Below are 13407 nucleotides of genomic sequence, written 5' to 3'. Positions count from 1 at the left end.
TCGACAGGCCGATCACCGCCTGGCTGCGGCCGAGGGCGGCGTCGTGGCGGGCGCCGAGGCTCAGGGTCAGGTCGGGCGCGGCCTTGCTGCGCTCGACCTCCACCAGCGCGCGGCGGCGCTCGGTCTCGGCGCGCGCGGCCAGCAGCGCCGGCGAGGCTTCCAGCAGCGCCGGGAGCTGCCCGGGGGCGGGCGGCTCGGGCGGCAGGCGGGCATCCTCGGCCACCGTATCGAAGCCGGGCGCGGCATCGCCCAGCAGCGTCGCCAGCGCATGGCGGGTCGTCCTCTGCTCGACGCGGGCCTCGTCGCCTTCCAGCTCGGCGTTGGCGAGGTCCACGCGGGCGCGCGTGGCCTCGACCGGCGAGGCCTTGCCGGCGTCGACGCGGCGCTGGACCGCATCGGCCGCGCGGCGGGCCAGCGCCGCCGAATCCGCGGCCAGCGCGGCGCGCTCCTGCGCTACCCGCAGGCCGAAGAAGGCGGCGAGCACGCGGGCGCGCAACTCGGCGCGGGTGCGTTCGCCTTCGGCCCGCGCGAGGGCGGTGGCGCGCTCGGCGGCGCCGATGCGCGCGCCGCGCTTGCCGCCCAGCTCGATCGGGATGTCGAGGACGACGGTGCTCGTGCGGCTGTCGCGGCGCGCCGGGTCCTCGAGCGTCGTGCCCAGCTCAGGATTGCGCCAGGCGGCGGCCTGCTGCGCGGCGGCCTGCGCCGCCTCGATCTCCCGCCCGGCAGCGGCCAGCGAGGGGTGGCGGGCGACAGCCTGCTGGAGCGCCTGCTCCAGCGTCAGGATCGCCTGTGCACGCACAGGCACGGGGTTGAGCAATGCAGCCGCCAACCCGAGCGGCCATAGGAAATGCTTTCTCATCGAATCTCATCGGTTGGAACCAGAGGATTCGGCGAGACGGAAGGAACGCGGAGGGTGTTCGGACCTCGTCTCGCCGGCTAGGCGAGACGGAGCCACTGTGGGCGGTCAGGGGTGCGTTGCGGCGCCGAGGGCGGTCTCGGGTCGCCGAGGGACAGCGGCGGCGCCGCCACGCTCATCACGGCGGGCGCGGCGTCGAAGGCCGGCAGCGCCGCGGCCGAGCCGGCATGGCAGAAGCCGCAGTCCAGGTCGGCCTGGATGCCGCCGCTGGCCTTGTTGGGCTCCTGCGCCTTGCCCTGCTCCACATGGACGTGGGCGTGGTGGCCGAAGTGCTGCTTCGCGTCCGCGTCGTGCTGGCAGTAGGCCGCGGCCACGCCCCAGGCGAACTGGAGCGGCAGCAGGACGGCGACGAGCAGGGCGAACAGGCGTTTCATGAAGGGTCAGCGCTAACCCCCATTATCAGCGCATCCCTCTCAGTGGCTCAGCTTGAAGATCGCCACCGAGCGCACCAGCGCGTCCGCCTGGTCGCGCAGGCTCATCGCGGCCGCGGCGCCTTCCTCCACCAGCGCGGCGTTCTGCTGGGTCACCTTGTCCATCTGCGTGATCGCATCGCCGACCTGGCCGATGCCCGAGGCCTGCTCGCCGCTGGCGGAGCTGATCTCGCCGACGATGTCGCTGACCCGGCGGATCGCCTCGACCACCTCGGTCATCGTCGCGCCGGCCTGGTCCACCTGGGCGGAGCCCGCCTCCACCCGGTCCACGCTGGTGCCGATCAGCGCCTTGATCTCGCGCGCGGCGGTGGCGCTGCGCTGGGCCAGCGTGCGCACCTCGCCGGCCACCACCGCGAAGCCGCGGCCCTGCTCGCCGGCGCGGGCTGCTTCCACCGCGGCGTTGAGCGCGAGGATGTTGGTCTGGAAGGCGATGCTGTCGATCACGCCGACGATGTCGGCGATCTGGCGCGAGCTCTCGTTGATGCCGCGCATCGTCTGCACGACCTGCGCGACCACGGCGCCGCCCTGCGCCGCCACCGTCGAGGCGCCCTGGGCGAGCTGGTTGGCCTGCTGGGCGTTGCCCGCGTTGTTGCGCACGGTGGAGCTCAGCTCGTCCATCGTCGCGGCGGTCTGCTGCAGCGCGCTGGCCTGCTCCTCGGTGCGCTGGCTGAGGTCGGCATTGCCCTGCGCGATCTCGCCGCTGGCACCTGCCACGCTTTCGGCATTGCTGCGCACGCCGGCCACGATGCCGGCGAGCCGGTCCTGCATCGAGGCCAGCGCGCTCATCATGCGGCCGACCTCGTCCTGCCCGCCGGGCTGGATCTCGCCGGTCAGGTCGCCGGCGGCGATCGCCTCCACAGCGCGCTGGGCGGCGCCGATGTCGCGCGACAGGCGCTGGCTCAGGAGCCCCCCGATCGCCCCGCCGGCGGCGGCCATCACGATCAGCGCCAGCACCAGCGTGACCCGCGCGCTGTCGTACAGCGCGGCCGCGTCCTTGCGGGCCTGGTCGGCGCGCTGCTGGTTGAGGCGGATCAGCTCGTCCAGCGTGTCGTTGGAGCGGTGGAAGCCCTTGGCCACCTCGCCTTCCAGCAAGGCCTCGGCCTCGGCCGTCTGCAGGCCGCGCGAGAGCTTGAGCAACTGGGCCTGCACGGACAGGTACTGCGCCCACTCGGACTCGAAGCGCTGCCACAGCTGGCGCTCCTGCTCGTCGCCGATCAGCGTGATGTAACGCTGGCGGTGCTTGTCCAGCGTCTCCAGCGCGCGGGCCATGGTCTTCTCAAGCTGGTCCATCTTCTCCGGCTTGCTGGTGACGATGTGCTCGAACTGCGCGGTGCGGAAGTCGCCGGTGCTGGCGTTGATGTCGCCGGTCAGGGCCACGGCCGGCAGGCGCTGGGCCGCGATCTCGCTGGTGACCTCGTTGACGTGCTTGAGCTTGAGGATCGCGAACAGCACGACGAAGGCGGCGATCAGCAGCACCAGGGCGAAGCCCCCGAGCAGCTTGGTTCGCAGGGAGCGGTCTTGGAGGCGCATGGTGTTCCTTGCCGAACGGGTGTGCGCCGCAGATTGCGGGGAATGGGCGCGCCTGTCAACGCGGATCAATCCGCGTCGTGCTCCATCAGCAGATAGGTGTTGTATGCATTCATACGGTTGGCCGCCTTGAACAGCGGGAGCTGCTCGTAGCGCGACCAGTCGGTGGCCGCGTAGGCCTCGTCGAAGGGCGTCATGTCGCGCGCCGCGCGGCCCATCGTGGCGCGCAGGTAGGCGAGGTAGTCGCGGGTCAGCAGCAGGTCCTGCCGCGCCTCGGTGGAGGCGGGGCCGTGGCCGGGCACGACGATCGCGGCGGGGCGCGTCAGCAGGCGGTCGAGGCTGGCGATCCAGCGGCGGCTGTCGGCCTGGCCGACGAAGGGCACGCGGCCGCGGAAGACCAGGTCGCCGGCGAAGAGCAGCTTGTCCTCGGCCAGCCAGACGGCCAGGTCCTCCGGCGTGTGGGCCGGGCCGACCGGGATCAGCTGCAGCTGCAGGCCGGCGATGGCCAGCGGCGTGTCGCCGTCGATCCACTGGTCCGGCGGCACGATCCGCGTGCCCGGTTCGACCAGGCCCTGCTCGATGCTGGCCTTCAGCCGCTGGGCCGCGGTGTCGCTGTTGATGTACTCGCCGGCCTGGCGCTGCGCGAGGATGCGCGCGCCGGCGGCCTTCAGCACCTGCAGGCCGTAGACGTGGTCGGCGTGGTAGTGGGTCAGAATCACCGCGCGCAGCGGCTTGTCGGTGAGGCGCGCGACGGCGGCCAGCAACGCGCGGGCCAGCTCGGGCGAGCCCAGCGCGTCGACGAGGACCACGCCCTCCGGTCCGACGATGATGCCGGCGTTGGAGATGAAGTTGTGGTTCTCGCGGCTGCCCAGGGCCGACTGGCCCTGCACGAACCAGACATGCGGGCTCAGCTGCTGCGGCTGCAGGACCAGCGGGTCATCGGCGCGGCATGCGCTTGAAAGAAGCGTTAGCAGCCACAGCAGCAGGAGCCTCGTCATCATCATGCCGCCATCATCCCCTGATGATGGCTCAGGAAGACCTCGCCCTCGAACCAGCGCTGCCAGCCGCTGTCCTTCAGCCGGTCCAGCACCGGGCCCTTGATCTCGGAGAGGTCCAGCCGCAGGCCGCGGGCCTTCAGGTTGTCGTGCAGCTCGCGCAGCGCCTCCAGGCCGCTGAAGTCGATCTGGTTGACCGGCGACATCAGCAGCACGATGCGCCGCGCCTGCGGGTGGCCGGCCAGGTGGGCCTGGACCACGTCGGTGAGGCGCCGCGCGTTGGTGAACAGCAGGCTCTCGTCGATGCGCAGGCCCAGCACCTCGGGCAGGCATTCGACGTGATGGCGGCCGACGTTGCGGTAGTGCTCGGTGCCGGGGATGCGGCCGATCAGCGCCACATGCGGCTGGGCGGTGCGCTGCAGCATCAGCGCGATGGAGCCCAGCACGCCCAGGCCCAGGCCGAAGCCCAGGCTCACGCACAGCACCGCCAGCGCCACCGCCGCCATCAGCACGGCCTCGGGCCGCGCGTAGTGCCAGGCCTCGCGGAAGGGCGCGAAGTTCAGGCCCGAGAGCACGGCCACGATGATGGTGGCGGCCAGCACCGACTTCGGCAGCCAGGCCAGCGGCCCGGCCAGCGCCAGCATCGCGACGGCCATGAAGACGGCGATGAAGGCGATGGTCATGCGGGTGCGGCTGCCGGCGTCGTGCAGCAGCACGCTGCGCGAGAAGCTGCCCGCCACTGGCAGGCCGCCGCTCAGCGCCGCGACGATATTGGCGCCGGCCAGGCCCGCCAGCTCGCGGCGCGGCAGCACCTTCTCGCCGCGCCGGCGCGCCAGTGACTCGGCCACCACCAGGCTGGACACATAGGCCATCAGCGCCAGCAGCAGCGCGCTGGGCAGCAGCTGCAGCCACAGCGCCGCATCGCCGCGCGGCAGGCCCAGCGGCAGGTGCATCTCGGGCATCGCGCCGACCAGGGCCACGCCCATGCGCTCGATGCCGCCGAGCTTGGCCACGGCCAGCGCGCCGAGCAGCAGCGCCAGCGGCAGCAGCCGCGCAACGGGGCCGCCGAGCCAGCGCCGCCCGGCCACCAGCAGCAGGCAGACGGCCACGCCGAAGGCGGCGCTGATCGCATGCCAGGGGAAGCCGCGGGCCAGCGCATCGCGCAGCAGCTCGGGCAGCGCATCGCCGTGCACCGGGCTGCCCAGCAGCACCGGCAGCTGGGTCAGCGCGATGGCCAGCGTGGTGCCGGTCTCGAAGCCGTGCAGGACCGGCACCGAGAGCAGCGAGGCCAAGGCATCCAGCCGCAGCAGCGCGGCCAGCGCGAGGACGATGCCGACCTCGGCCGCCAGCACCAGCGCGGCCTCCTCGGGTGTGACGCCGGCCGGCAACTGTCCCAGCGCCTGCGAGATCATCAGTGCCAGCGCGGCCACCGGCCCGACGCCCAGCACCGGGCTGGAACCCAGCGCCGCATAGGCCAGCAGCGGCAGCAGGCTCGCGTAGATGCCCACCTGCGGCGGCAGGCCGGCCAGCATCGCGTAGGCCAGGCTCTGCGGGATCAGCAGCACGCTGACGATGAAGGCGGCGACGAGGTCGTCGCGCAGGAAGGAGCGGGCGTACTGGCGCGGATTCATGCAGGCAGGAAGTATAGGGACCGCCCCAGGCAAACCCCCGGGATGACTTCCCGCACGGCGACCCCGCTGCGCGCTGGGGGATGATGCGCGTTTTGCCACACCAGCCACACGGTTCTCACCATGAACTTCACCCGCACCCTCCTGGCCCTCGCCGCCGCCACCGCGCTGCACGGCGTCGCCCAGGCCCAGTTCAAGCCCGACGTGGACAGCAGCGTCTCGCCCTGCGTCGATTTCAATGCTTATGTGAACAACCGCTGGGTCGCGGCCAATCCGCTGCCCAGCGACAAGACCCGCTGGAGCTCTTTCGACAAGCTGGGCGAGCTGAGCCTGAATGCGCAGAAGACGCTGGTGGAGGCGGCCGACAAGGGCGCGGCGCAGGCCAAGGGCGGCTCGATCGAGCAGAAGATCGGCTGGTTCTACCGCTCGGCGATGGACGAGGCCGCGATCGAGCGCGCCGGCTTCGACCCGATCAAGCCCGAGCTGGCCGCGATCGCCGCGCTGAAGACGCCGCAGGAGCTGGTGGCCTTCCTGCGCGACAGCCATGCGCGCGGCCAGGGCGGTGTCTTCTACTTCGGCGCCGGCGCCGACTTCAAGAACGCCCAGAAGCAGATCGGCTTCGCCCACCAGAGCGGCCTGAACCTGCCCACGCCCGAGTACTACACGAAGGACGAGCACAAGGACAAGCGCGCCGCCTACCTGGCGCATGTGGCGCGGCTGTTCGAGCTGACCGGCGTCGCCCCGGAGGCCGCCAAGGCCAAGGCCGCCAACGTGCTGGCCTTCGAGACCCGCCTGGCCGCCAGCTCGCTGATGCCGGTGGAGCTGCGCGTGCCGGAGAACCAGTACCACCTGCTCAGCATCGAGGAGGCCAACAAGGTCACGCCGCACTTCGACTGGGCCGCCTACTTCAAGGCGATCGGCGTGGATGTGGGCGGCAGCTTCTCGCTGTCGCAGCCGAAGTTCTTCGCCAACTTCGACGCGATGCTGACCGACACGCCGGTCGAGCAGTGGCGCGACTACCTGGCCCTGCAAGCGATCGACAACGCCGCGCCGAACCTCAGCAAGGCCTTCCAGGAACAGAGCTTCGCCTTCTACGACAAGACGCTGAAGGGCCAGCCCGAGATGGCCGTGCGCTGGAAGCGCGCCCTGGGCGCCGTCAACGGCGGCATGGGCCAGGCGCTGGGCCAGCTCTACGTGAAGGACTACTTCCCGCCCGAGGCCAAGGCCCGCGCCCAGGTGCTGGTGGACAACGTGCGCGCCGCGCTGAAGGAGCGCATCGAGAAGCTCGAGTGGATGACGCCCGAGACCAAGGCGCGTGCGCTGGAGAAGTGGAGCACCTTCCTGCCCAAGATCGGCTACCCCGACAAGTGGCGCGAGTGGGACGGCCTGACCGTCAAGGCCGACGACTACTACGCCAACGTGCGCGCCGCGCGCCTGTTCAACGCCCGCTACAACCTCGCCAAGATCGGCAAGGCGACCGACCGCTACGAGTGGAGCATGACGCCGCAGACTGTCAACGCCTACTACAGCCCCAGCACCAACACGATCAACTTCCCCGCCGCCATCCTGCAGCCGCCCTTCTTCTACGCCAAGGGCGACGACGCGCTGAACTACGGCGGCATCGGCGCGGTGATCGGCCACGAGGCGCTGCACGGCTTCGACGACAAGGGCAGCCAGTTCGACGGCCAGGGCAACAACCGCAACTGGTGGACCAAGGACGACCGCGAGCGCTTCGAGGCCCGCGCCCAGCGCCTGATCGACCAGGCCGGCGCCTACGCCCCGCTGAAGAACTTCCCGGACAAGACCGCCAACGGCAAGCTGACCCTGGGCGAGAACATCGCCGACCTGGGCGGCCTCAATGTCTCGTTCGACGCGCTGCAGAAGGCCGACGGCGGCAAGGCCGATCCGAAGATCGACGGCTACACCCGCGAGCAGCGCTTCTTCCTGAGCTTCGCCACCGTCTGGGCCAGCAGCATCCGCGAGCAGGCGCAGCTGGTGCGGCTGAACACCGACCCGCATGCGCCGAGCGGTTTCCGCGCCAGCGCCTCGCCGTCGAACATGCCGGCCTTCGCGAAGGCGTTCTCGTGCAAGGCGGGCGATCCGATGGTGCGGGCGGAGGACGTGAGGGTGCAGATCTGGTGAGCTTGCTGTGACGGTCGGCTATCCTTACCATTGAGTCATTGGTAAGGAGTTTTGACCATGACCGAATCCACGATCACCGCAAAGGGACAGACGACGGTTCCGGCTGACATTCGCGAATCCGTAAACGCTGCTCCCGGAACTCGGCTTGTCTGGCATTTGATGCCTGACGGGACCATCCTCGTGCGAGCCAAGACGAAGTCGATCCTGGACCTTCAGGGCATGCTCAAGCCGCCAAAGGGTAAGCACGTCGCCATCAAGGACATGAATCCCTGGCGCTGATGGCCGCGCTCGACACCAACGTCTTGGTTCGCTACCTCGTTCGGGACGACCCAATGCAAACGAAGGCGACGCGGCGGCTCTTCGACCAGGAGTTAGCCGCTGGGCGAGCCTTGTTCGTGCCGGTGACCGTGCTGCTCGAACTGGAATGGGTGCTGCGCTCGACCTTTGGCTTCGACAAGGAGGCCGTCGTCAATACCTTCGTCGAATTGCTGATGTCGTCGGAACTGGCCTTCGATTCGGAGTGGGTGCTTGAGGCGGCGGTGTGGCAGTACCGCAAGAGCTCGGCGGATTTCGCGGACTGCCTGCATGCGGCCTTGGCTCAGCAGGCTGGCGAATCGCCGCTCTGGACCTTCGACAAAGGTGCGTCGAAGCTGCCGAGTGCGCAGTTGCTGGGCGCGTGACGGAAAAAGGGCCGCTGCGAAGCGGCCCTTTCTGTGTGTGGAGCGCGGTGCTTACAGGCCCGCGGCAGCTCGCAGCGCCGCCGCCTTGTCAGTGCGCTCCCAGGTGAATTCGGGCTCCTCGCGGCCGAAGTGCCCATACGCCGCCGTCTTCGAGTAGATCGGACGCAGCAGATCCAGCATCTGGATGATGCCTTTCGGGCGCAGGTCGAAGTGCTCCTGCACCAGCGCCGAGAGCTTGTCGTCGCTGATGACGCCGGTGCCTTCGGTGTAGACGGTCACGTTCATCGGGCGGGCCACGCCGATCGCGTAGGCCACCTGGATCTGGCACTGGCGGGCCAGGCCGGCGGCGACGATGTTCTTGGCCACATAACGCGCCGCATAAGCGGCAGAACGGTCCACCTTGCTCGGGTCCTTGCCCGAGAAGGCGCCACCGCCGTGCGGGCAGGCGCCGCCGTAGGTGTCGACGATGATCTTGCGGCCGGTCAGGCCGCAGTCGCCCTGCGGGCCGCCGATGACGAAGCGGCCGGTCGGGTTGATCAGGTACTTGGTGTCCTTCAGCCATTCCTTGGGCAGGACCGGCTTGATGATCTCCTCGATGATCGCCTCGTTGAACGAAGCCTTCATCTTGGTCGGCGTCTCGCTCTGGTCGGGGCTGTGCTGGGTGGACAGCACGACCGTGTCGATCGAGTGCGGCTTGCCATCCACGTAGCGCATCGTCACCTGGCTCTTGGCGTCCGGGCGCAGGAAGGGCAGGCGGCCGTCCTTGCGCAGCTGCGCCTGGCGTTCCACCAGCCGGTGGGCGTAATAGATCGGCGCGGGCATCAGCTCCGGCGTCTCGTCGCAGGCGTAGCCGAACATCAGGCCCTGGTCGCCGGCGCCGGTGTTGAGGTGGTCGTCGGAGGCGTGGTCCACGCCCTGGGCGATGTCGTTGGACTGCTTGTCGTAGCAGACCATCACCGCGCAGCCCTTGTAGTCGATGCCGTATTCGGTGTTGTCGTAGCCGATGCGCTTGATCGTGTCGCGGGCGACCTGGATGTAGTCGACGTGGGCGTTGGTGGTGATCTCGCCGGCCAGGACGACCAGGCCGGTGTTGGTCAGCGTCTCGGCGGCCACGCGGCTGCGCGGGTCCTGCTGGAAGATCGCGTCGAGGATCGCGTCGGAGATCTGGTCGGCGACCTTGTCCGGATGGCCTTCCGAAACGGATTCCGAGGTGAAGAGGAAATCGTTCGCCACTTTTACACTCCTGGTTTGCATGGGTTCATCGGCGTTGCCGTGCGATCCCTCAGAAGACGCGGCGAACGCTTTAGCAGAATTTTTGAATCGCCCCGCAAGTTGTTCAGTAACTCGGCGATGGCCCGATTATAGAAAAGATGTCGACCCTGTTCCGCCTGCTGGCCCGAATGCCCCTGCAATTACTCCACGCATTTGGCGCGTTAGCAGGCTGGCTCACCTACCTCTGCTCCCCGACCTACCGCGAGCGCTTCCGCGCCAACGCGGCGGCGGCAGGCCTGCCCTGGGCGGCCTGCCGGCCCGCCATCGCCGCGGCCGGGCAGATGATCGCGGAGACGCCCTGGCTCTGGATGCGCCCGCCCGAGGAGCGACTGGGCGAGCTGGTGCGCGTCGAGGGTGGCGAACTGGTCGAGGCCGCGCAGGCCGCGGGGCGCGGCATCGTGCTGCTGACGCCCCACCTCGGCTGCTTCGAGATCAGCGCCCAGGCCGTTGCCGAGCGCTATTGCCGGGTCGACGCGCCGATCACCGTGCTCTACCGCCCGGCCCGCAAGGCCTGGCTGCGCCGCGTGGTGGACGAATCGCGCGGCCGCCCGGCGCTGGCCACCGCGCCGGCGACGCTGGCCGGCGTGCGCCAGATGCTGCGCGCGCTGCGCAAGGGCGAAGCGATCGGCCTGCTGCCCGACCAGGTCCCGCCGGACGGCCTGGGCGTCTGGGCGCCGTTCTTCGGCCAGCCGGCCTACACGATGACGCTGGCCGCGCGGCTGGTGCAGCAGACCGGCGCCGCGCTGGTGCTGGCCTGGTGTGAGCGGCTGCCGGCCGGGCAGGGCTATGTGCTGCACTTCCTGCCGGCGCCCGAACTGCCGCCGGCCGCCGCCGGCCCGGAAGCCGCCGCCACGGTCATCAACCAGGCGATGGAATCGCTGATCCGCCGCGCGCCGGGCCAGTACCTGTGGGGCTATCACCGCTACAAGTCGCCGCGCGGGCTGGACATCGGAGCGGCTCCGTCCGCCGGGGGATAATTTGCCGATGAGACTTCGCTTCACCAAGATGCAGGGCGCCGGCAACGACTTCGTCGTCGTCGATGCCACGGCCGCACCGCTGGCGCTGACGACGGCACAGCTGCAGCGCCTGGGCGACCGCCGCTTCGGCGTCGGCTGCGACCAGATCCTGGTGATCGAGCGCAGCGCCACGCCCGGCGTGGACTTCCGCTACCGCATCTTCAACGGTGCCAGCGGCGAGGAGGTGGAGCATTGCGGCAACGGCGCGCGCTGCTTCGTCCGCTACGTCAGCGAGAAGAGCCTCTCGGACAAGCGCAGCATCACCGTCGAGACCGTCAACGCGCTGCTGGAGCTGCACCTGCGCGAGGACGGCCGCGTCAGCGTGGACATGGGCCCGCCGGTGTTCGAGCCGGCGCGCGTGCCCTTCGATGCGCAAGACCTGACCCCGCGCGAGATCAAGGGCTTTGCCCACTGGACCGTGGACGGCCACGAACTGGCCGTGCTGTCGATGGGCAACCCGCATGCGGTGCTGCGCGTGGACGGCGACGTCGACGCCGCGCCGGTCGGCACGCTGGGCCCGCAGCTCGAAGCGCATCCGCGCTTCCCGCGCAAGGTCAACGTCGGCTTCATGCAGATCGTCTCGCGCCGCGAGATCCGCCTGCGCGTGTTCGAGCGCGACGCCGGCGAGACGCTGGCCTGCGGCACCGGCGCCTGCGCGGCGGTGGTGGCCGGCATCCGCGCCGGCTGGCTGGACGAGGCGGTGGAGGTGCACACCCGCGGCGGCGACCTGCGCATCGAATGGGCCGGCAAGACCGAGGGCCTGGCCGCGCGCGTGCTGATGACCGGCCCGGCCGCAACTGTTTTTGAGGGAGAGATCGAGCTGTGAGCAATACAACGCCCGTCATCGGCGAGCAGGACATCGCCAATTTCCTGGCGGCCACGCCCGGCTTCTTCGAGCGCCATGCCGAGCTGCTGGCCACCATCCAGCTGAGCCATCCGCACGGAGCCCGCGCGGTCTCGCTGCAGGAGCGCCAGGCCGAGATGCTGCGCGACAAGATCAAGGGCCTGGAATGCAAGATCATGGAAATGATCCGCAACGGCCAGGACAACGTCGCCATCGCCGACCGCCTGCACCGCTGGACCATGACGCTGATGCTGACCCAGGACCCGGCGGCCGTGCCCGAGGTGCTGACCGCGCAGCTGCGCCACGAGTTCCTGATCCCGCTGGCCGGCCTGCGCCTGTGGGGCGTGGCCGAGGCCCACGCGGGCGCCGAGTTCGCTCAAGCCGTCAGCACCGACGTGAAGGCCTTCGCCGCCAGCCTGGCCTCGCCCTACTGCGGCGTGAACTCCGGCTTCGAGGCGGCCCGCTGGCTGGCCGGCGATTCGCCCGCCGCCTCGCTGGCGCTGGTGCCGCTGACCCGCACATCGAACAGCGGCCAGGCGCAGAGCTTCGGCCTGCTGGTGCTGGGCTCGCCCGACCCGACCCGCTACACCGCGGAGATGGGCACCGAGTTCCTCGCCCGCATCGGCGACATCGCCAGCGCGGCGCTGGCGCGCCTGCTGCCGGGCGATGACAAGGCCCTCTGAAGACGACGCAGCGCCGCCGCTGACGCCGCCGCTGTCCACCTACCTGGACCAGGCGCGCCACCAGCGCAAGCTCGCGCCGCGCACGCTGCAGATCTACGAGGACGGCCTGCGTCGCCTGCAGCACTATGCCGGCGCCGACGGCGTCGACCTGCTGCGCCTGAGCATCCAGCAGGCCCGCCGCTGGGCCGGCCGCCTGCATCGCGACGCCGGGCTGGCGCCGCGCAGCGTGGCGCTGGAGCTGTCGGTCTGGCGCGGCCTGTACCGCTGGCTGGGCAAGCAGAGCCGGGTGGAACTGAACCCCTTCGACGGCCTGCGCGCGCCCAAGGCCGGCAAGCCGCTGCCCAAGGCCTTGTCGGTCGACGACGCGGTGCAACTGGCCGACCATCACGACGACAAGGCGCATCCGGCGATCGAGGCGCGCGACGCCTGCATCGTCGAGCTGCTCTACGGCTGCGGGCTGCGCATCTCGGAGCTGACGGGCTTGGACTTGCACGTCACCAAGGCCTCGGCCGGCTGGCTGGACGTGGCGGCCGGCGAGGCCCAGGTGCTCGGCAAGGGCAGCAAGCGCCGCAGCGTGCCGCTGGGCGGCAAGGCGCTGCAGGCGCTGCAGGCCTGGCTGGCGCTGCGCCCGCAGCTGGCGGCGGCCGACGAGCCGGCGCTGTTCGTCGGCCGGCGCGGCGCGCGGCTGCAGGCGCCGCAAGTGCGCCTGGCGTTGAAGCAGCGGGCGCTGGCCGCGGGCATGCCGGCCCACGTCCACCCGCACATGCTGCGCCACTCCTTCGCCTCGCACCTGCTGCAGTCCAGCGGCGACCTGCGCGCGGTGCAGGAGCTGCTGGGCCATGCCCACATCACGACGACCCAGGTCTACACGCAACTGGACTTCCAGCACCTGGCCAAGATCTACGACGCCGCGCACCCGCGGGCGAAGAAGAAATAACACGAAGAACACGATGCCTGCCGTTTCCCGCGCCCTGCTCCTGACGATGACGCCGCTGGCCATGGCCAGCGCGGCCCATGCCGATGCGCTCGACGAGCCGCGCCCCTTCGTGCATCCGGTCGCCGCCCGCCCGGCCGCCATCGAGGCGAGCTGGACCCCGCTGAAGCTGCCCAATGGCGATCGCATCGCGCTGGCCGGCCTCAACTACTTCGTCGCGATGGACGAGGACTGGGGCTTCGGCCCCAGCGTCTATGGCGCCGCCAAGGGCAACTACGGCGGCATTTTCACGATGGGCTTTACCGGCCAGCGCCGCTGGCGCATCGGGCCGCACACGCA

General features: G+C 70.3%; 13 protein-coding genes and 1 pseudogene. 8 read left to right on the top strand and 6 right to left on the bottom strand.

Annotation, left to right across the window (positions count from 1 at the left end; translation table 11 throughout):
- The 5 genes from B0W88_RS23270 to B0W88_RS23250 all read right to left on the bottom strand — a co-directional run.
- Positions 1 to 805: TolC family protein (locus B0W88_RS23270; protein WP_158080925.1), on the bottom strand; the 805-nt coding region annotated here is incomplete at its 3' end.
- A 131-nt stretch (positions 806 to 936) separates the two neighbouring features.
- Positions 937 to 1290 (bottom strand): cation efflux protein, CzcI family, encoded by a 354-nt coding sequence (gene czcI / locus B0W88_RS23265; protein ID WP_077037006.1) that lies wholly within the window; start codon positions 1288 to 1290, stop codon positions 937 to 939.
- Positions 1291 to 1329: 39 nt separating this feature from the next.
- Positions 1330 to 2877, bottom strand: coding sequence for a methyl-accepting chemotaxis protein (locus B0W88_RS35225; RefSeq protein WP_077037005.1), 1548 nt, complete (start codon positions 2875 to 2877; stop codon positions 1330 to 1332).
- A gap of 65 nt (positions 2878 to 2942) precedes the next feature.
- Positions 2943 to 3875: an MBL fold metallo-hydrolase gene (locus B0W88_RS23255; RefSeq protein ID WP_144006907.1), complete on the bottom strand. Its 933-nt coding sequence runs from the start codon at positions 3873 to 3875 to the stop codon at positions 2943 to 2945.
- The gene (locus tag B0W88_RS23250; RefSeq protein WP_077037004.1) at positions 3875 to 5500 is read right to left on the bottom strand and encodes a SulP family inorganic anion transporter; all 1626 of its coding nucleotides are present in this window, start codon (positions 5498 to 5500) and stop codon (positions 3875 to 3877) included. The genes B0W88_RS23255 and B0W88_RS23250 overlap by 1 nt, the downstream gene beginning before the upstream one ends.
- A 120-nt stretch (positions 5501 to 5620) precedes the next feature.
- On the opposite strand from B0W88_RS23250, the gene B0W88_RS23245 reads away from it, so the two are divergent.
- From B0W88_RS23245 to B0W88_RS23235, 3 genes are read left to right on the top strand one after another with little or no spacing between them, the layout of a single operon-like run.
- Entirely contained in the window at positions 5621 to 7639 is a 2019-nt protein-coding gene (locus B0W88_RS23245) for a M13 family metallopeptidase (protein WP_077037003.1), read from the top strand.
- Between the two features lie 57 nt (positions 7640 to 7696).
- Positions 7697 to 7918, top strand: a complete 222-nt coding sequence (locus B0W88_RS23240) for an AbrB/MazE/SpoVT family DNA-binding domain-containing protein (RefSeq protein WP_077037002.1) — start codon at positions 7697 to 7699, stop codon at positions 7916 to 7918.
- A complete protein-coding gene (locus tag B0W88_RS23235; protein WP_077037001.1) occupies positions 7918 to 8319 on the top strand; it encodes a PIN domain-containing protein in 402 nt (133 codons plus the stop codon). Before B0W88_RS23240 ends, B0W88_RS23235 begins: the two co-directional genes overlap by 1 nt.
- Positions 8320 to 8370: 51 nt before the next feature.
- Here the strand turns inward: B0W88_RS23235 and metK are convergent, their stop codons facing one another.
- Complete coding sequence (gene metK / locus B0W88_RS23230; protein ID WP_077037000.1) at positions 8371 to 9552, bottom strand: methionine adenosyltransferase; 1182 nt, start codon at positions 9550 to 9552, stop codon at positions 8371 to 8373.
- Positions 9553 to 9689: 137 nt separating this feature from the next.
- On the opposite strand from metK, the gene B0W88_RS23225 reads away from it, so the two are divergent.
- From B0W88_RS23225 to B0W88_RS23205, 5 genes and pseudogenes are all read left to right on the top strand, one after another.
- On the top strand, positions 9690 to 10568 hold the full coding sequence (locus B0W88_RS23225; RefSeq protein ID WP_077036999.1) for a lysophospholipid acyltransferase family protein: 879 nt from the start codon (positions 9690 to 9692) through the stop codon (positions 10566 to 10568).
- Between the two features lie 7 nt (positions 10569 to 10575).
- Positions 10576 to 11433, top strand: coding sequence for a diaminopimelate epimerase (gene dapF / locus B0W88_RS23220; protein WP_077037007.1), 858 nt, complete (start codon positions 10576 to 10578; stop codon positions 11431 to 11433).
- Complete coding sequence (locus B0W88_RS23215; protein WP_077036998.1) at positions 11430 to 12134, top strand: DUF484 family protein; 705 nt, start codon at positions 11430 to 11432, stop codon at positions 12132 to 12134. Before dapF ends, B0W88_RS23215 begins: the two co-directional genes overlap by 4 nt.
- Positions 12118 to 13071: a tyrosine recombinase XerC gene (locus B0W88_RS23210; protein WP_077036997.1), complete on the top strand. Its 954-nt coding sequence runs from the start codon at positions 12118 to 12120 to the stop codon at positions 13069 to 13071. The genes B0W88_RS23215 and B0W88_RS23210 overlap by 17 nt, the downstream gene beginning before the upstream one ends.
- A gap of 13 nt (positions 13072 to 13084) precedes the next feature.
- Positions 13085 to 13407: pseudogene (locus B0W88_RS23205) on the top strand (hypothetical protein); the annotation flags it as partial.

The sequence above is a fragment of the Pelomonas sp. KK5 genome (assembly GCF_001984095.1).
Lineage (GTDB): Bacteria > Pseudomonadota > Gammaproteobacteria > Burkholderiales > Burkholderiaceae_C > KK5.
The sequence above is the reverse complement of the archived record's forward strand: the minus strand, read 5'-3'. Positions and strand labels throughout refer to the sequence as shown.